The sequence below is a fragment of the Massilia eburnea genome, from assembly GCF_009720745.1.
GTDB lineage: Bacteria > Pseudomonadota > Gammaproteobacteria > Burkholderiales > Burkholderiaceae_D > Rugamonas > Rugamonas eburnea.
The window spans coordinates 108,476-125,454 of the sequence record NZ_WNKX01000019.1 but is presented as its reverse complement, the minus strand read 5'-3'; the positions used below and the strand labels follow the sequence as shown (position 1 = coordinate 125,454).

17 protein-coding genes are annotated in these 16,979 nt (G+C 60.3%); 9 read left to right on the top strand and 8 right to left on the bottom strand.

All coding sequences use genetic code 11. The features are described from left to right. Window positions 1–57: 57 nt before the first annotated feature. The 5 genes from GM658_RS21640 to rpsO form a co-directional block, all read right to left on the bottom strand. Window positions 58–333, bottom strand: coding sequence for a hypothetical protein (locus GM658_RS21640; RefSeq protein WP_155456129.1), 276 nt, complete (start codon window positions 331–333; stop codon window positions 58–60). Window positions 334–638: 305 nt separating this feature from the next. Further along, window positions 639–1,343 carry a DUF6058 family natural product biosynthesis protein gene (locus GM658_RS21635; RefSeq protein WP_155456128.1) on the bottom strand — a complete coding sequence of 235 codons (705 nt, stop codon included), beginning with the start codon at window positions 1,341–1,343 and terminating at the stop codon, window positions 639–641. 126 nt (window positions 1,344–1,469) lie between these two features. After that, window positions 1,470–2,126, bottom strand: a complete 657-nt coding sequence (locus GM658_RS21630; protein ID WP_155456127.1) for a hypothetical protein — start codon at window positions 2,124–2,126, stop codon at window positions 1,470–1,472. Between the two features lie 165 nt (window positions 2,127–2,291). Next, window positions 2,292–4,412: a polyribonucleotide nucleotidyltransferase gene (gene pnp / locus GM658_RS21625; protein ID WP_155456126.1), complete on the bottom strand. Its 2,121-nt coding sequence runs from the start codon at window positions 4,410–4,412 to the stop codon at window positions 2,292–2,294. Window positions 4,413–4,601: 189 nt separating this feature from the next. Further along, window positions 4,602–4,871, bottom strand: coding sequence for a 30S ribosomal protein S15 (gene rpsO, locus GM658_RS21620; RefSeq protein ID WP_130311226.1), 270 nt, complete (start codon window positions 4,869–4,871; stop codon window positions 4,602–4,604). Window positions 4,872–5,088: 217 nt separating this feature from the next. Between rpsO and GM658_RS21615 the strand changes: the two genes are divergently transcribed. Continuing rightward, on the top strand, window positions 5,089–5,781 hold the full coding sequence (locus tag GM658_RS21615; protein ID WP_155456125.1) for a transposase: 693 nt from the start codon (window positions 5,089–5,091) through the stop codon (window positions 5,779–5,781). A 46-nt stretch (window positions 5,782–5,827) separates the two neighbouring features. Here GM658_RS21615 and GM658_RS21610 read toward each other — a convergent pair whose 3' ends face one another. Then, window positions 5,828–7,144 (bottom strand): MFS transporter, encoded by a 1,317-nt coding sequence (locus GM658_RS21610; RefSeq protein ID WP_155456124.1) that lies wholly within the window; start codon window positions 7,142–7,144, stop codon window positions 5,828–5,830. A gap of 153 nt (window positions 7,145–7,297) precedes the next feature. Here GM658_RS21610 and cyoA point away from each other — a divergent pair, with 153 nt between their 5' ends. From cyoA to GM658_RS21570, 8 genes are read left to right on the top strand one after another with little or no spacing between them, the layout of a single operon-like run. Beyond that, window positions 7,298–8,281 carry a ubiquinol oxidase subunit II gene (gene cyoA, locus GM658_RS21605; protein ID WP_155456123.1) on the top strand — a complete coding sequence of 328 codons (984 nt, stop codon included), beginning with the start codon at window positions 7,298–7,300 and terminating at the stop codon, window positions 8,279–8,281. 2 nt (window positions 8,282–8,283) lie between these two features. Then, window positions 8,284–10,287, top strand: coding sequence for a cytochrome o ubiquinol oxidase subunit I (gene cyoB / locus GM658_RS21600; protein ID WP_155456122.1), 2,004 nt, complete (start codon window positions 8,284–8,286; stop codon window positions 10,285–10,287). A 43-nt stretch (window positions 10,288–10,330) separates the two neighbouring features. Continuing rightward, a complete protein-coding gene (cyoC, locus tag GM658_RS21595) occupies window positions 10,331–10,915 on the top strand; it encodes a cytochrome o ubiquinol oxidase subunit III (RefSeq protein WP_371865209.1) in 585 nt (194 codons plus the stop codon). Beyond that, complete coding sequence (gene cyoD, locus GM658_RS21590) at window positions 10,912–11,313, top strand: cytochrome o ubiquinol oxidase subunit IV (protein ID WP_155456120.1); 402 nt, start codon at window positions 10,912–10,914, stop codon at window positions 11,311–11,313. The genes cyoC and cyoD overlap by 4 nt, the downstream gene beginning before the upstream one ends. A 2-nt stretch (window positions 11,314–11,315) precedes the next feature. Then, window positions 11,316–12,035 (top strand): SURF1 family protein, encoded by a 720-nt coding sequence (locus GM658_RS21585; RefSeq protein WP_155456119.1) that lies wholly within the window; start codon window positions 11,316–11,318, stop codon window positions 12,033–12,035. Then, a complete protein-coding gene (locus tag GM658_RS21580; protein ID WP_229417009.1) occupies window positions 12,032–13,336 on the top strand; it encodes an ATP-binding protein in 1,305 nt (434 codons plus the stop codon). The genes GM658_RS21585 and GM658_RS21580 overlap by 4 nt, the downstream gene beginning before the upstream one ends. Next, complete coding sequence (locus GM658_RS21575) at window positions 13,326–13,862, top strand: response regulator transcription factor (RefSeq protein ID WP_155456117.1); 537 nt, start codon at window positions 13,326–13,328, stop codon at window positions 13,860–13,862. Before GM658_RS21580 ends, GM658_RS21575 begins: the two co-directional genes overlap by 11 nt. Window positions 13,863–13,865: 3 nt before the next feature. Then, a complete protein-coding gene (locus GM658_RS21570; RefSeq protein WP_155456116.1) occupies window positions 13,866–14,837 on the top strand; it encodes a CE1 family esterase in 972 nt (323 codons plus the stop codon). Here the strand turns inward: GM658_RS21570 and GM658_RS21565 are convergent. Together GM658_RS21565 and GM658_RS21560 are read right to left on the bottom strand one after the other, a co-directional pair. Continuing rightward, complete coding sequence (locus tag GM658_RS21565) at window positions 14,793–15,434, bottom strand: CatA-like O-acetyltransferase (protein WP_155456115.1); 642 nt, start codon at window positions 15,432–15,434, stop codon at window positions 14,793–14,795. The two genes, GM658_RS21570 and GM658_RS21565, sit on opposite strands and share 45 nt — an antisense overlap. Before the next feature lie 2 nt (window positions 15,435–15,436). Further along, window positions 15,437–16,975: a 2-isopropylmalate synthase gene (locus GM658_RS21560; RefSeq protein ID WP_155456114.1), complete on the bottom strand. Its 1,539-nt coding sequence runs from the start codon at window positions 16,973–16,975 to the stop codon at window positions 15,437–15,439. Window positions 16,976–16,979 lie beyond the last annotated feature (4 nt).

The following is a 16,979-nucleotide window of genomic DNA, read 5'->3' as shown; positions in this document are numbered from 1 at the left end:
CTAGCAATGCCACGTCGATCACTCCGATCTCCTGCCGATAAGACAGGTGGGATTGTGCTACCAACGTGGGTCAGATTCAGATGCAAATTTGTGGGGATGGTGGGTCAGTTTTCGGTGCAATTCAACAATCAGGACCACGTCGATGAAGTTCCACGCGTTGAATCCTGCTGCCTTTGCGCCATTGAGCGCGGCAAGTGTGAACAGGAACGTTACGACGCCCGAAATGATGCCGGCCACCCACGCGCCTTTGATCTTTTTCAGGACTTCATCTGGCACCTCGGGAACGCTATGTTCGAGTGCGACGTCTGCTGCTGGAGGCGTGTAGGGGTTCATTTGTACTCCGCAAGATAAGTTGTCAAAACTCATCAATCATATCTTGCGGAACGCCCTCTAAAACTCTCCAAAACTAACGCTCACTCACGCTTACCGCGCAGTGAGCGGGTGGCGATTGCGAAGAACAGAACCCATGAGGCCAGGGAACTGACGATCCTGATGGTTGGCGACATCCCACCCAATAGATATACAACGGCCAGGCTCCAGGCAGCCATCGCGCCGTAAAAAGCGGCAAGCAGCCAGTGGAATTTGCGCCATGCAGCGGCAGGCAGCGCAATCCTGCATCATAGCTTGCAAAACGCCAGTCAATCCTCCCGAATAGTCACGAGCCTTGCCGACAAATCGTCCACCAGGCGTTTGCGGCTGCTCATTGGGAATTCAACGGGAGAAAATGGCATCGCACTTTGCGCGAACGCTTCAATCAGTTCGAGCATGGCTGGCACTTCGTCGGGCGCGAAGTCGGTGCGGGCTCCGTTGGCGCTGAGCGCGGTGAGTTTTTCCTGCAGCACTTCCTTCCGCGCGATGTCCTGTTCGGACACCGGATTGGCTACGCACAGCCCGAACGTGCCCTGCAGGAAGTGGGTCCAGACGGAATCCAGGCGCCTGCGCATGCCCTCTTCCATTACCGCGCCATCGTCGGCGAAGCTGTCTGCCATGCGCCAGGTCGATTCGTTCGCAGCAGCCAGGGCAGCCTGGAAGTTCAGTTCAAACTGCTGCTTCAGCACTTCGTAGGCGCGCTCGCGTCCAACCTCGGCGATGACTGCCTGCGCCCGTTTCACCCACGCTGCCGTGGCTGGATGAAAGTACTCGCCGTCTTGCGCGTAGCCAGCCGGCATATCACCAAACACATAAGACTTCAGCCGCGAGGTCTCCGTCACAACATACGAAGGTCCAGGGATCAGCCGGTCATACACCAGGTTACGAAAAGCCTCTTCGGAAAGCTGGCATGACGCAGCCATCTCGCCCGATTTCAGAAAATGTTTGGAGAGATAGGCATCGAGGTCGGACATTTCGCAATTCCAAGAGTTAAATGAACCACTATTTTATACTGTATTTTTATACAGCATAATCCATAAAAAAAACCGCCGGGCTTGCGCACCGGCGGCTTCTGGCTTTACATGCCTAAGCGCGGCAACTTAGGATTTCAGGTGGAACTGGATCGCAGCTTCCATCGCCTGATGCAATGGAATCTTTTCGCCAGGTTGCGCTGGCTTGATCGGCGATACCGTGCGGGTAAAGCGGCGCTGACCATCCGCTTCGGACTCGATGTAAATCACGAACGCGGAAGTGCCCTGCTTCAGTTCCAATTCCGTGTAGAACGCGCGCTGGTATTCCTTGTCGCCGGACAGCGCATTGAATGCCTCTTCATTGACCATGGTGTGAACAACATCGCCTTCACGCACAACATTATTGCTCATGATCGCGGCGCCAATCAGGCCACCAAAGCCGGCGCCCAGCGCTACCTTGCGCAGTTCACTACGGTTATTCAGGTAGACGGCAAAGTGATACAGCTTGGTCTGCGGTACGGAGGTGGATGCGAATTTCTCTTGCAGGCGATGGGAGAACAGGCGAGCACCAGTGGGATCCGTGATCTCCTGGGCCAGGCGTGCGTAGCCATACTGGTCGCTGGTGATCATCAGGCTGAAAATCTCGCGCGTGCCTTCAGCCGCCGGACGCAGGTCTTCAACTGGCGCTTTCGCCGATACGGCCAGGTTTTCGACTGGTAATCTGGTTGTGGTAGTGGCGCAGCCGGCGAGGATAAAGGAAGCAAGAAGTGCGAACACGTAACGCATGAACTCAAGGTCTCCATTGGTGAGGGGCGCAATATTGGCCGAGCAGCATCATGCGCTCAATCCAGGCGTTTGAATCTCTCGAATCTTCACAAGCTATCAAAATACAACGCAATAAAAAAGCCGCCGGGCTTTCGCACCGGCGGCTTCGTGTTTCAGCTTGGCTGATTACTGTGCAGCGGCAGCAGCTTCTTCAGCGGCAGCTTTCATCGACAGCTTCAGGCGGCCGCGCTCGTCGGTCTCCAGGACCTTCACGCGCACTTGCTGGCCTTCTTTCAGGTAGTCGGCAACGGCGTTCACACGCTCGTTGGCGATCTGGGAGATGTGCAGCAGGCCGTCCTTGCCAGGCATGACCTGGACGATGGCGCCGAAGTCCAACAGCTTCAGCACGGTGCCGTCGTAGGTCTTGCCCACTTCCACGGAAGCGGTCAGTTCTTCGATACGGCGCTTGGCTTCCTGGCCGGCAGCTGCGTCGACGGAAGCGATGGTGACGATGCCGTCATCGCTGATGTCGATCTGGGTGCCGGTTTCTTCGGTCAGCGCGCGGATCACGGCGCCGCCTTTGCCGATCACATCACGGATCTTCTCTGGGTTGATCTTGATGGTGATCAGGCGTGGTGCGAAGTCCGACAGCTCGGTCTTCACGTGCGGCATGGCTTTCTGCATTTCGCCCAGGATGTGCTGGCGGCCTTCTTTAGCCTGTGCCAGTGCAACCTGCATGATTTCCTTGGTGATGCCCTGGATCTTGATGTCCATCTGCAGCGCGGTAATGCCGTTGGCGGTACCAGCTACCTTGAAGTCCATATCGCCCAGGTGGTCTTCGTCGCCCAGGATGTCGGACAGCACGGCGAAGCGGCCACCTTCCTTGATCAGGCCCATGGCGATACCGGCCACGTGTGCTTTCATCGGCACGCCGGCGTCCATCAGTGCCAGGCAGCCGCCGCAGACGGAAGCCATCGACGAGGAACCGTTCGATTCAGTGATTTCCGACACCAGGCGCACGGAATAGGAGAACTCTTCCTGCGACGGCAGTGCGGCAACCAGTGCACGCTTGGCCAGGCGGCCGTGGCCGATTTCGCGGCGCTTAGGCGTGCCAACACGGCCGGTTTCGCCGGTGGCGAACGGAGGCATGTTGTAGTGCAGCATGAAGTCGTCGGTGTACTCGCCCATCAGCGCGTCGATCTTCTGCGAATCGCGGGCGGTGCCCAGGGTCGCTACGACCAGTGCCTGGGTTTCGCCGCGGGTGAACAGTGCGGAACCGTGGGTGCGTGGCAGCACGGAGGTGCGGATCGAGATCGGACGCACGGTCTTGGTGTCGCGGCCGTCGATACGTGGCTCGCCTTGCAGGATCTGGGAACGAACAACTTTCGCTTCCATTTCGAACAGAATGTTGCCAACTTCGACCGAATCAGGAGCGTCCACGCCGCTGGCGGCTGCGTCGGCAGCCAGGTCGGCCAGCACTTCGGTCGACATTGCACGCAGCTTGTCGGTGCGGGCTTGCTTGTCCTTGGTCTGGTAAGCGGCGTTGATCTTCGCTTCTGCGAACTGGGCCACCTTGGCGATCAGGGCTTCGTTCTTGGCAGGTGGAGTCCACTGCTGCTCTGGCTTGCCGCCGTCGCGCACCAGTTCATGGATCGCGTCGATAACGGCCTTCATTTGTTCGTGGCCGTAGACCACGGCGCCAAGCATGACTTCTTCGGACAGCTGCTGCGCTTCGGATTCCACCATCAGCACGGCGGATTCGGTACCGGCAACCACCAGGTCCATCTGCGAGTCTTTCAGCTGGGTGGCGGTTGGGTTCAGGATGTACTGGCCGTTCTTGTAGCCGACGCGCGCTGCGCCGATTGGGCCGTTGAATGGCACGCCAGCCACGCACAGGGCGGCGGAGGCGCCGATCATCGATGCGATGTCCGGATCGATCTCAGGATTCACGGACAGCACGTGCACGATCACCTGGACTTCGTTCATGTAGCCCTCTGGGAACAGAGGACGGATCGGACGGTCGATCAGGCGGGAAGTCAGGGTTTCTTTTTCAGAAGGACGGCCTTCGCGCTTGAAGAAGCCACCAGGGATTTTGCCCGCTGCGTAGGTCTTTTCGAGGTAGTCGACGGTCAGTGGGAAGAAGTCCTGGCCTGGTTTTGCGTCTTTACGCGCCACCACGGTTGCCAGTACGACGGTGTCATCCATCGATACCATTACCGCGCCGGATGCCTGGCGAGCGATTTCGCCGGTTTCCAGCGTCACGGTGTGTTGGCCGTACTGGAAGGTCTTCGTTACTTTGTTAAACATGGGTTTATCCCTCTTTCTCTTTAGCCGACAGATTTTCAGGAGCTGTCGTAGCACCTCACCACGGACGGCCAGTGGCCGCCTTACTACTTTACTGCTTTACTGCAATAAAACTAACGGTCTAAAAAACCAAAATGCCTGCGGCAGCGAACTGGCGCAGGCATTTCTCGTTTAAACCTGGATACGCAAGAATTACTTACGCAGGCCGAGTTTAGCGATCAGGTCGCGGTAACGGTTTGCGTCTTTGTTCTTCAGGTAGGACAGCAGGGACTTACGACGGTTAACCATCTTGATCAGGCCACGACGGGAGTGGTGATCTTTGGTGTGCTCTTTGAAGTGGGTGTTCAGTTCGTTGATGCGTGCGGTCAGCAGAGCAACTTGCACTTCTGGGGAGCCGGTGTCGTTTTGGCCACGAGCGTTGTCGGCGATGATGGCCGACTTGTTGATGTTTTCAACGGTCATTTTCTTACCTTTCACATGCGATGAACTGAGTCTTGCAACCCTGAACATCGTGAATTACGTTAATTAAAAATCCAGCCGGAAGGCCAGACACGGGAGTATAAACGGAATACGGGGCAAAAGCTACTTTAAAAAAGGGGACGTACCCCTTTTTGGTCGTTTTGGCGGCGCTATTGCGTTGCCTCAATGGCAAATAGTCACAGCGAGCCATACTGGCAGCATGCCACGCCGCGCCCGCATTGTGATTCCCCGCGTTCCAGTCCACTTGATTCAGCGTGGGCACAATCGGCGCGCCTGCTTCCTTGAGGAAGAGGATTTCGAATACTACTTGCACTGGCTTGAATTTTTTGCAACAAAATTCGGATGTGAGGTTCATGCTTACGTGCTCATGCATAACCATGTGCACATTGCCGCCACACCACATGAACGGGATGCGTTGGCGCATCTGATGAAAAGCCTGAACCAGCGCTTCGTAGCGCATATTAACAAATGCCACGAACGGACTGGCACGCTATGGGAGGGGCGGTTCAAGTCCTGCCTCATACTTGACCCGGACTATTTTCTCACCTGCATGCGCTATATCGAACTCAATCCGGTACGGGCTGGAATTGTCGAGCATCCCCGCGAATATAGATGGTCGAGCTACCGGGCGAATGCGGAAGGAAGCGAGAACTCCTGCATCGCCCAGCATGTACATTACCTATCCCTGGGATCAAATGACGCTGAACGCCGCGCTGCCTATCGCGAACTCGTAGCAGGAGCATCCAACGAAATCGCCACCAATTTGATTCGGTGCGCGACAAACTCCAATCACATCATTGGAGATCCAAGCTCCGAGTTGGAGCTTGGCGCGGCATTGGCCGGCCGCCTTCCGCCTGGGCAACGAGGCCGGCCGAAAAAGGGAACTACCTAAATGTGTTACGTCCCCTTTTTCAGCAAAAAGCGTTACGTCCCCTTTTTCAATCCTTGATCTCGAGGGCGCGGTTGAGGCTGAGGGCGGCGAGCGAGCCGGCGGCGCCGGACAGCAGGTAGAGGCTGACATAGGCCAGGCCGAAATGGGCCGACAGGCCAAGCGCGACCAGCGGTGCAAAGGCGGCGCCGACCAGCCAGGCCAAGTCCGATGTCAGTGCAGCGCCGCTGTAGCGGAAGCGGGACTCGAAATTGGCAGTCACGGCGCCGGCAGCCTGGCCGTAAGACAGACCCAGCAGCGCAAAGCCGATGATGATGAACACGGTCTGACCGACGTCGCCGCCCTGCATCAGCAAGGGCACGAAGCCGCTGAACACGCCGATCATCACTGCCAGCGAGCCCAGGGTCTTGCGGCGGCCGATGCGGTCGGCAATCCAGCCGGAAGCGACGATGCAGCCCGCCGCCAGGAAGGCGCCCACAATCTGGATCACCAGGAATTCACTGACCGAGCGCTCCGAATACAGCGTAATCCACGACAGCGGGAACACGGTCACCAGGTGGAACAGTGCGTAGCTGGCCAGCGCTGCCAGCGCGCCGATCACCACATTGCGGCCTTGGGACTTGAACAGCTCGCCAACGTCGGTAGGCTGCAGCTCGCGCTCTTCCAGCAGGCGGGCATATTCATTGGTGGACACCAGGCGCAGGCGCGCAAACAGCGCCACCACGTTGATCGCAAACGCGACGTAGAACGGATAGCGCCAGCCCCAGTCAAGGAAGTCTTCCGAAGCGAGGCTGGACAGCAGGATGGAGAACAGCCCCGCCGCGATGATGAAACCGGTCGGCGCACCGAGCTGGCCCAGCATCGCATACCAGCCGCGCTTTTCCTTCGGTGCATTCAGGGCCAGCAGCGACGGCAAGCCATCCCAGGAGCCGCCCAGCGCAATGCCCTGCCCGAAGCGCAGCATGGCCAGCATGGCCAGCGCACCGAGGCCGCCCTGCGCATACGTTGGCAGGAATGCCATGCCGGCCGTCGAAGCGCCCAGCATGAACAGCGCCAGCGTCAATTTGGTCTCGCGCCCGAACCGTGACTGGATCGCCATGAACGTGGCCGTACCCAATGGCCTTGCCAAAAACGCAAAGGAGAAAATCACAAAGGAGTACAGCATCCCGTCCAGCTTGGATGCGAAGGGGAAGAACACGCTCGGGAACACCAGCACGGAGGCAATGGCATAGGTGAAAAAGTCGAAATACTCGGATGCCCTGCCAATGACGACACCCACGGCGATTTCACCGGGAGCAATGCGTTCATGGGAGGAATCAGTAGGCCGCATCGGAATACCGTGGGCGTCTGCGGTCAGGCTTTGCATGGTACTTGTCTCCTATTACACGCCGAGCGAGAGATATCACCGGCGCTTATTACTGTTATCTAGCCTGCTGGTAGGACAATATGTCCAATCGCGCCTCTTGTCCAGTTTCTTTACAGTATCAAGAAACTTGATCCAGAACATTGATTTTTGCGCATGCCTATCATACTGCTTCTCCTTTTGGCCGTCTGCCTTAGCGGCTGTAATACCATCGTGATGAACCCTGCCGGCGATGTAGCTTCGCAACAGGCGCACCTGGTAACCATCTCAACCCTGCTGATGTTGCTGATCATCGTACCGGTGATCGCGCTGACGGTGCTGTTCGCCTGGCGTTATCGCAAAGGCAACACCCAGGCCAAGTACACCCCGGATTGGGACCACTCGACCCAGCTCGAGCTGGTGATCTGGGGCGCTCCGCTGATGATCATCATCGTGCTCGGCCTGCTGACCTGGATCAGCACTCACCTGCTGGACCCGTACCGTCCGCTCAGCCGCATCGATGAAAAGCGTCCGCTGGCCGCCAACCACAAGCCGCTGGAAGTGCAAGTGGTGGCGCTGGACTGGAAATGGCTGTTCATCTATCCGGAACAGGGCATCGCCACCGTCAACGAACTGGTGACCCCGGTCGACACCCCGATTCGCTTCAAGATCACCGCGTCCACCGTGATGAACTCGTTCTATATCCCTGCACTGGCCGGCCAGATCTACGCGATGCCGGGCATGGACACTACCCTGAACGCAGTGCTGAACAAGCCAGGTACCTATGACGGTTTCTCCGCCAACTACAGCGGCGCGGGCTTCTCGCATATGCGCTTCAAGTACCACGGCATGTCGAGCGCGGACTTCGACGCCTGGGTCGCCAAGACCAAGGCCGAAACCGGCAGCCTGACCCGCAACGAATACCTGGCCCTCGAAAAGCCAAGCGAGCGCGAACCGGTTCGCCACTACGGCACCGTGACCGACGAGCTGTACTCCGCGATCATCAACCGCTGCGTCGCCGAAGGCTCCGTCTGCGCCAACCAGACCATGGCTGCCGATGCCGCCCGCGTGAAGGCCGACATCGCCAAGAAGGAAATGGAAGCACGCCTTTGCACGCCTAGCGAAAAGCTGGCCCTCGAATCTACTGCCCGCAAGAACTGAATATGGAAAACCAAACCAACCTGCACCCGCTGCTGGGCCGGCTGAGCTGGGAAGCAATCCCTTACCATGAGCCGATCCTGGTGGCCACCTTCGCCATGGTGGTCCTGGGCGGCCTGGCCGTCATGGGCGCCATGACCAAATACCGCCTGTGGGGCCCGCTGTGGCGCGACTGGATCACCAGCATCGACCACAAGAAGATCGGCATCATGTACATGGTGCTGGGCCTCGTGATGCTGCTGCGCGGCTTTGCCGACGCGCTGATGATGCGCATGCAACAGGCGATCGCTTTCGGCGATGCTACCGGCTACCTGCCGCCGCACCACTACGACCAGATCTTCACCGCCCACGGCGTGATCATGATCTTCTTCGTGGCGATGCCTTTCGTGACCGGCCTGATGAACTACGTGGTGCCGCTGCAGATCGGCGCGCGCGACGTGGCTTTCCCGTTCCTGAACAACTTCTCCTTCTGGATGACCGCATTCGGCGGCGGCCTGACCATGGTCTCGCTGTTCGTGGGTGAATACGCGCGTACCGGCTGGCTGGCCTACCCTCCCCTGTCGGGCATCCTGGCGTCGCCTGATGTCGGCGTGGACTACTACATCTGGTCATTGCAGGTGGCGGGTGTCGGGACGCTGCTATCAGGGGTCAACCTGATCGCGACCATCGTCAAGATGCGCGCGCCAGGCATGAAGCTGATGAAGATGCCGGTCTTCACCTGGACCTCGCTGTGCACCAACGTGCTGATCGTCGTCACCTTCCCGGTGCTGACCGCCGTGCTGGCCATGCTGTCCCTGGACCGTACCTTCGGCACCCACTTCTTCACCAATGACCTCGGCGGCAACTCCATGCTGTACGTGAACCTGATCTGGATCTGGGGCCACCCTGAGGTCTACATCCTGGTTCTGCCGGTGTTCGGCGTGTTCTCCGAGATCGTGTCCACCTTCTCCGGCAAGCGCCTGTTCGGCTACACCTCGATGGTGTACGCCACCGTGGTGATCACCATCCTGTCCTACCTGGTATGGCTGCACCACTTCTTCACCATGGGCTCCGGCGCCAGCGTGAACTCCTTCTTCGGCATCACCACGATGATCATCTCGATCCCGACTGGCGCCAAGATCTTCAACTGGCTGTTCACCATGTACCGCGGCCGCATCCGCTTTGAACTGCCGATGATGTGGACCATCGCCTTCATGATCACCTTCGTTATCGGTGGCATGACCGGCGTGCTGCTGGCCGTTCCGCCTGCGGACTTCGTGCTGCACAACTCCCTGTTCCTGATCGCCCACTTCCACAACGTGATCATCGGCGGCGTGGTGTTCGGCGTGTTCGCTGCGATTAACTACTGGTTCCCGAAAGCCTTCGGCTACAAGCTGGACGTGTTCTGGGGCAAAGTCTCCTTCTGGTGCTGGGTGGTCGGCTTCTACCTCGCCTTCATGCCGCTGTACGTGCTGGGCCTGATGGGCGTGACCCGCCGCATGAGCCACTTCGAAGACCCTACCCTGCAGATCTGGTTCCAGATCGCGGCCGCCGGCGCTGTGCTGATCGCTGGCGGTATCGGTGCCATGCTGGTGCAGTTCTACGTCTCCTACCGCCGCCGCAACGCACTGCGCGACGTGACCGGCGACCCGTGGGATGGCCGTACCCTGGAGTGGTCGACTTCTTCGCCACCGCCTGACTACAACTTCGCGTTCACCCCGCGTGTGTACGACAACGACACCTGGACTGACATGAAGCGCCGTAACTACCTACGTCCTGTGGATGGCTTCATCCCTATCCACATGCCGAAGAACACCGCTGCCGGTTTCGTCATCGCCGGCCTGAGCGCCGCCACCGGCTTCGCCCTGGTCTGGAATATGTGGATCCTGGCCGCCCTCGGCCTGGCAGCGACTGTCGCCGCCGCGATCATCCACACCTTCAACTACAAGCGCGATTACTACATCCCGGCAGAGGAAGTCATTGTGACCGAAGCCGAGCGCACCCGCATCCTGGAGGCAGCCAATGTCTGATCTCGTACTTGACCACGCAGCTCACGGTGCTGCGAAAGAGGACATGCTGTTCCATGTCCGCGACCACCATCCGGAAAACGGCACCCTGCTCGGCTTCTGGCTCTACCTGATGAGCGACTGCCTCATCTTCGCCGTGCTGTTCATCGCGTACGCGGTGCTGGGCCGCCACTACGCCGGCGGTCCGTCCGGCGCCGAGCTGTTCGACCTGCCGACCGTGGCGCTGAATACCGCCTTCCTGCTGCTGTCGTCGATCACCTACGGCTTCGCCATGATCGCTTCGCAGCGCAAGAAGCTGGGCACCACCCTGCTCTGGCTGGGTGTCACCGGCCTGTTCGGCCTGGCCTTCCTGGGCCTGGAACTGACCGAATTCGCGCACCTGATCCATGAAGGCGCCGGCCCGCAGCGCAGCGCTTTCCTGACCTCGTTCTTCGCGCTGGTCGGCACCCACGGCCTGCACGTGACCTTTGGCGCGATCTGGCTGGTCACCTTGATGTTCCAGCTGAACCGCCACGGCCTGACCGAAGCCAATACCCGCCGCCTGATGTGCCTCTCGATGTTCTGGCACTTCCTGGACGTGATCTGGATCGGCGTCTTCACCTTTGTCTACCTGATGGGAGTCCTGCCATGAGCGCACACCACGAACACGGCCACGGCGCGCACGACGGCGGCCATGACCACGGCAGCATGAAAACCTATGCCATCGGCTTCATCCTGTCGGTGATCCTGACGGCGATCCCGTTCTGGCTCGTGATGGGCCACGTGATCAAGGATTCGAGCACTACCGCCTTTGTGGTCCTCGGCTTCGCAGCAGTGCAGATCGTGGTTCACATGGTCTACTTCCTGCATATGAACTCCCGCTCCGAAGGCGGCTGGACCATGCTGGCCCTGATCTTCACCATCATGCTGGTGACCATCGTCCTGGTCGGCTCCATCTGGGTCATGTTCCACCTTGACCACAACATGATGCCGGGCATGGCTCCTGCCGCCCCTGGCGCCGCCGTGCAGCAAATGCACGACATGTCGTAACCATGGCGCGCCCCGCAAGCTCGCGGGCGCGCCTGTTCTGGGCCGCCGGGATCGCGTTAGCCTCTTTAGCTTTCCTGGCGCTCGGCACCTGGCAGCTGTACCGCATGCAATGGAAGCATGCACTGATCGAGCGCGTGAACCAGCGCGTCCACGCGGCGCCAGCGCCGGCCCCCGTGCGGGGCAAATGGCCGTTCATCTCGGCCGACAGTTCCGAATACCTGCATATCGAGGCCAGCGGCACCCTGCTGCTGGACCGCAGCACCCTGGTGCAAGCCTCCACCGCCCATGGCCTGGGTTTCTGGGTCATGACGCCCCTGCAGACCGCTTCCGGCGACATCATCCTGGTCAACTGCGGCTTCGTGCCGGACCGCAAGGCTGGCGAAGCCGCCGCCGCCCGTCCGGCCGTGGTGACGGGCCTTCTGCGCATGAGCGAGCCGGTCGGCCGCGTCCTGCGCAAGAATGATCCGGGCAACGAGCGCTGGTACTCGCGCGACGTGCAGGCCATTGCCACTGCACGTGGCCTGGGCCAGGTGGCGCCCTACTTCATCGATGCCGACGCCAGCCCGGCGCCGGAGGCCGGACAGCCAATCGGCGGCCTGACCGTGATCGCTTTCAACGATAATCACCTTGTCTATGCATTGACTTGGTATGCTCTTGCGTTGATGATCATTGGATTCTCATGGCAAATCAAACGGAACAAACGCCGGACTGGGGTGGAATGAGGTCGCTGACCATTGCGACTGGCGCCAGCGAGACTGCCGGCCACAAAAACATGCTGTACCTGATCCGGCTGCGCTGGATCGCGGTGCTGGGCCAAATTACGACCATTGCCGGCGTCACGCTCGGCATGGGCCTGCACCTGCCCCTTCCCCAGATGCTCAGCGTCCTGGCCTGCCTGATCGCCTTCAACATCGGCAGCCACCTGCGCTGGCATGAGAATCCCATCGTCACCAATAATGAGATGTTCCTGGCGCTGCTGGTCGATGTGGCCAGCCTGACCGCGCAGCTGCATTTCAGCGGCGGCACCACCAACCCTTTCGCCTTCCTCTACCTGCTGCAGGTGATCCTGTCGGCCGTGCTGCTGGACGCCTGGGCCGCCTGGACCACCGTCGCCATTACCGCTGCCTGCCTGGGCGGCTTGGCCCTGTTTTCCTTGCCCCTGCCCCAGTTGCTGGAAAACGCAGGCGACTTCGCCCACCTGTATGTCGAGGGCATGCTGATCTGCTTCCTGCTGAATGCCGGCCTGCTGGTAATCCTGATCAAGCGCATTACCGGCAACCTGCGCGAGCGCGACGCCCGCCTGGCCGACTTGCGCCAGCGTGCGGCGGAGGAAGAGCACATCGTGCGCATGGGTCTCCTGGCATCCGGCGCGGCGCATGAACTGGGTACGCCAATGGCCACCATGTCGGTCCTGCTGGGCGACTGGCTGCGCATGCCGGAATTTACCCAAGACCCGTCGCTGCGGGAAGAAATCCTGGAAATGCAAACCCAGCTCAAACGCTGCAAGACCATCGTCACCGGCATCCTGTTGTCGGCGGGCGAACTGCGCGGCGAATCGTCTGCCAAGACCACCCTGCGCGCCTTCCTCGTCGAACTGCTGGACGAATGGCGCACCAACCGCCAGGTGATCTCTTTCGAATACGACGACCAGCTGGCTCACGATATTCCGGTAGTCTTTGAGTCTGCGCTGAAGCAGACCATTTTCAACCTGCTCGATAACGCGCTGGAAGCGTCTCCGCAATGGGTCGCCCTGACAGTGTCGACCGAAGGCGATGTACTGAAACTGGCGGTGAGCGACCGCGGCCCGGGCTTTGCGCCCGCCATGCTGGAGCAGTTCGGCAAGCCATACCAGTCGAGCAAAGGCCGCCCCGGCAGCGGCCTCGGGCTGTTCCTGGTGGTGAACGTGGCGCGCACCCTGGGCGGTACGGTCGAAGCCCGCAACCTGGAGCGCGGCGCGGTAGTCGAACTGCGCTTGCCGCTGACCGCTATCGCCCTCGAATGGGAGCCCAAGAATGAGCACTGAACGCCTGCTCCTGATCGTTGAAGACGACCCGGCCTTCGCGCGCACCCTGTCCCGCTCCTTCGAGCGCCGCGGCTACAGCGTGCTGCGCGCTGCGAACCCGGAAGAAGTCAATGCCTTGCTGAAGGAGCACACGCCGACCCATGCCGTGGTCGACCTCAAACTGGAAGGCAATACCTCCGGCTTGACTTGCGTGCAGGCTTTGAATACCCACTCGCCCGACATGCTGATCGTGGTGCTCACAGGCTTCGCCAGCATCAACACCGCAGTTGAAGCCATCAAGCTGGGCGCCTGCCAGTACCTCGCCAAGCCTTCCAATACCGACGATATCGAAGCCGCTTTCTCGCATGTAGCCGGCGTAGCGGACGTCGAACTGACCAACCGCTCGACCTCCGTCAAGACGCTCGAGTGGGAGCACATCCACAAAGTGCTGGCAGAAACCGACTTCAACATCTCGGAAGCCGCCCGCCGCCTGGGCATGCATCGCCGCACGCTGGCGCGCAAGCTGGAAAAGCAGCGCGTCAAATAATCCATGGGACTCCGCCAGGCATTGCGCTCCTTCTTCATCGGCATCGACCGGAAAGATGGGCCAATCGCGCCAGTCACGCGGGTCCACATATTGCGGCAGGAAGGGCCCCGTCATTACCTGAAGGCGATGCCGACAGCGCACGCAACGGAAAAGCGCCCGCTGGTAGTGGTCCTTCATGGCAGCGGCGCCTCCGCCGAACAGGTCCTGGGCCTTGCTTTCCCTTTCTCGCCGCTGTCCGTCTGGCTGGAAATCGCAGAGCGCGAGCAAGTGATCGTCGTCGCACCTGACGGCAGCAAAGGGCGCGGACAGCGCGCATGGAACGACGGCTTCGCCGGCATAGCGGGCAACCCGAAATGCGACGACGTGGGCTTCATCGGCGCGGTGATCGATCGCGCCATTGCGGAAGACGGTGCGGACCCCGAACGTGTCTACGTGATCGGCGTATCCAAGGGCGGCATGATGGCCTATCGCCTGGCCGCGGAGCTTGCGCCCCGGTTGGCGGCGTTTTCAGCGGTGCTGGCGGCCATGCCGCAGCGTGCCGACTACAGCCCGTCCGAGCAGCCGCTGTCTGCACTGATCGTTGCCGGCACTGCCGACCCGTTCATCCCCTACCAAGGCGGCAAGTCGTTCATCACGCTTGGATTCCTGGCGCCGGCACTCGGCATTGAAGCGACTGCCGCACACTGGCGCAAGCTGGCGGGCCTGGAAGGAGAGCCCGTCCTCGACCGCGCGGGCAGCGCCGTACGGCAGGCCTGGGGAACACATACCGGATCGCTGCAGGTTGTCCTGTTGAAGATCATTGGCGGCGGACACGCAGAGCCCAGCCGAAAGAAGCGCTATCCCGGCCTGTTCAGCCGCTTCCCGGGGCGCCAGTGCGCCGACGTGGAGATCGCCGAAGAAGCCTGGGCCTTTTTCAAAGACAAACGACGTTCAAAAAGCCATTTCGTGAGCAATCCGCTCGCCGAGCCGCTGTAACAGCAAATGGATGTGATAGCCGTCCACAAAGCCGTGGTGGGCCTGGATGCTGAATGGAACGGTCATCGTATCGCCATCAAGCTCGCTGTAACGTCCCCAGGCAATCAGCGGCACGTCCGCAGTCCTGTATTCGTAAATCGGGTGCTCGATCGCCCGCAAGTCGAGCCATGGCATGCAGGTGGTATAGATATTGTTCTTAAGCTCCCGCAGCGGCAGGTCGCGGCCCGTATTGATGAACTCCCGCGTGGCGCGGGCCTCGACGCCCGCCGCCAGGCTGCGTGAAATGAATTCCGCGCGGTCCTCCGAAATGTCGAATTTGGCGTAATTCAGGTTGTTATCCAGGTTGATGACCGTATAGCCACCGTAGAAGCGGTCAATCTTAATCACCGCCCCTTCAAATTCCCGGTACAGGAAATTGTCGATGTCCTTCACGCTCATGTAGAGGCAGTACAGCAGGAAGTGGAACGGCTGCAACTGCCGCGCCTTGCAATAGTGCCGGAACTCCGGCAGCCGCGCGACGACGCTCAGGTTCAGCAAGGGGTTCTGGTATTTGCTGAAGGTCTCGTAACGGTCGCGGCGAAACTCGAATTTATCCATATTCAAACCTGTGGATTGAGCTTCTCGATTTTCGAGTGCAGCTTGTTGAGGCCAGCGAGGTAGGCTTTGGCCGAGGCGACGACAATGTCCGGATCGGCGCCGACGCCGTTGACGATGCGGCCGGAATGGGCCAGGCGCATCGTTACCTCGCCTTGCGATTGCGTGCCCGGGCTAATGCCGTTGATGGAGAACAGCACCAGTTCAGCGCCGCTCTGTGCCTTGCTTTCGATGGCGTTGACCATGGCGTCCACCGGGCCGTCGCCGGTGGCAACTGCGCTGTGCTCTACGCCGTCGATGGAAAACACGACAGTAGCGAACGGCAGCTCGCCCGTTTCCGAGCGCTGCGCCAGCGAGACGAGACGGTAATGTTCTCCGCCAGCCGCAGCTTCTTCACCGCTCACCAGCGCCATGATGTCTTCGTCAAAGATTTCAGCCTTGCGGTCGGCCAGTTCCTTGAAGCGCGTGAAGGCAGCGTTGATCTCCGCCTCCGAGTCGAGTTCAATGCCCAGCTCCTGCAAGCGCTGCTTGAAGGCGTTGCGGCCGGACAGCTTGCCCAGCACGATCTTGTTGGCGGTCCAGCCCACGTCCTCAGCACGCATGATTTCGTAGGTTTCGCGCGCCTTCAGGATGCCGTCCTGGTGAATGCCGGAGGCGTGGGCAAAAGCATTGGCGCCCACCACCGCCTTGTTCGGCTGCACGGCAAAGCCGGTGATCTGCGACACCATTTTCGATGCAGGCACAATTTGCGTCGTATCGATCCCGCATTCCAGGTTGAAGTAACCGCCGCGCGTGCGCAGCGCCATCACCACCTCTTCCAGCGCCGTATTGCCGGCCCGCTCGCCCAGGCCATTGATGGTGCACTCCACCTGCCGCGCACCACCGATCATCACGCCGGCCAGGGAATTGGCCACGGCCAGGCCAAGGTCGTTATGGCAGTGCACCGACCACACGGCCTTGTCGGAGTTGGGAATGCGCTCGCGCAGGCGGCGGATCGTTTCGCCATACAGCTCCGGCACCGCATAGCCTACCGTGTCCGGGAAGTTGATGGTGGTGGCGCCTTCGGCGATCACGTTTTCCAGCACGCGGCACAGGAAATCCTCTTCCGATCGGCTGCCGTCTTCCGGGCTGAACTCAATATCGTCGGTGAAATTGCGGGCAAAGCGGATTGCCAGTTTCGCCTGCTCCAGCACCTGCTCCGGCGACATGCGCAGCTTCACCTGCATGTGCAGCGGCGAGGTGGCGATGAAAGTGTGGATGCGTTTGCGGGCGGCCGGCTCCAGCGCCTCGGCGGCGCGCGACAGGTCGCGGTCGTTGGCGCGGGCCAATGAGCAGACGACCGGCTCGCGTACGGCGGTTGCAATGGCGCGGATGGCTTCAAAGTCGCCCTGGGAGGCAGCGGCGAAACCCGCTTCGATCACATCGACACGCAGCTTTTCCAGCTGCCTGGCGATGCGCACCTTTTCTTCCCGGGTCATGGAAGCGCCCGGCGATTGCTCGCCGTCGCGCAGTGTGGTGTCGAAGATGATGAGGCGGTTATTCATGGAA

Coding starts and splice junctions, on each gene's coding strand:
- GM658_RS21640 (WP_155456129.1), bottom strand. CDS start 333: ATGAACCCCTACACGCCTCCAGCAGCAGACGTCGCACTCGAACATAGC.
- GM658_RS21635 (WP_155456128.1), bottom strand. CDS start 1,343: ATGTCCGACCTCGATGCCTATCTCTCCAAACATTTTCTGAAATCGGGC.
- GM658_RS21630 (WP_155456127.1), bottom strand. CDS start 2,126: ATGCGTTACGTGTTCGCACTTCTTGCTTCCTTTATCCTCGCCGGCTGC.
- pnp (WP_155456126.1), bottom strand. CDS start 4,412: ATGTTTAACAAAGTAACGAAGACCTTCCAGTACGGCCAACACACCGTG.
- rpsO (WP_130311226.1), bottom strand. CDS start 4,871: ATGACCGTTGAAAACATCAACAAGTCGGCCATCATCGCCGACAACGCT.
- GM658_RS21615 (WP_155456125.1), top strand. CDS start 5,089: ATGCCACGCCGCGCCCGCATTGTGATTCCCCGCGTTCCAGTCCACTTG.
- GM658_RS21610 (WP_155456124.1), bottom strand. CDS start 7,144: ATGCAAAGCCTGACCGCAGACGCCCACGGTATTCCGATGCGGCCTACT.
- cyoA (WP_155456123.1), top strand. CDS start 7,298: ATGCCTATCATACTGCTTCTCCTTTTGGCCGTCTGCCTTAGCGGCTGT.
- cyoB (WP_155456122.1), top strand. CDS start 8,284: ATGGAAAACCAAACCAACCTGCACCCGCTGCTGGGCCGGCTGAGCTGG.
- cyoC (WP_371865209.1), top strand. CDS start 10,331: ATGCTGTTCCATGTCCGCGACCACCATCCGGAAAACGGCACCCTGCTC.
- cyoD (WP_155456120.1), top strand. CDS start 10,912: ATGAGCGCACACCACGAACACGGCCACGGCGCGCACGACGGCGGCCAT.
- GM658_RS21585 (WP_155456119.1), top strand. CDS start 11,316: ATGGCGCGCCCCGCAAGCTCGCGGGCGCGCCTGTTCTGGGCCGCCGGG.
- GM658_RS21580 (WP_229417009.1), top strand. CDS start 12,032: ATGAGGTCGCTGACCATTGCGACTGGCGCCAGCGAGACTGCCGGCCAC.
- GM658_RS21575 (WP_155456117.1), top strand. CDS start 13,326: ATGAGCACTGAACGCCTGCTCCTGATCGTTGAAGACGACCCGGCCTTC.
- GM658_RS21570 (WP_155456116.1), top strand. CDS start 13,866: ATGGGACTCCGCCAGGCATTGCGCTCCTTCTTCATCGGCATCGACCGG.
- GM658_RS21565 (WP_155456115.1), bottom strand. CDS start 15,434: ATGGATAAATTCGAGTTTCGCCGCGACCGTTACGAGACCTTCAGCAAA.
- GM658_RS21560 (WP_155456114.1), bottom strand. CDS start 16,975: ATGAATAACCGCCTCATCATCTTCGACACCACACTGCGCGACGGCGAG.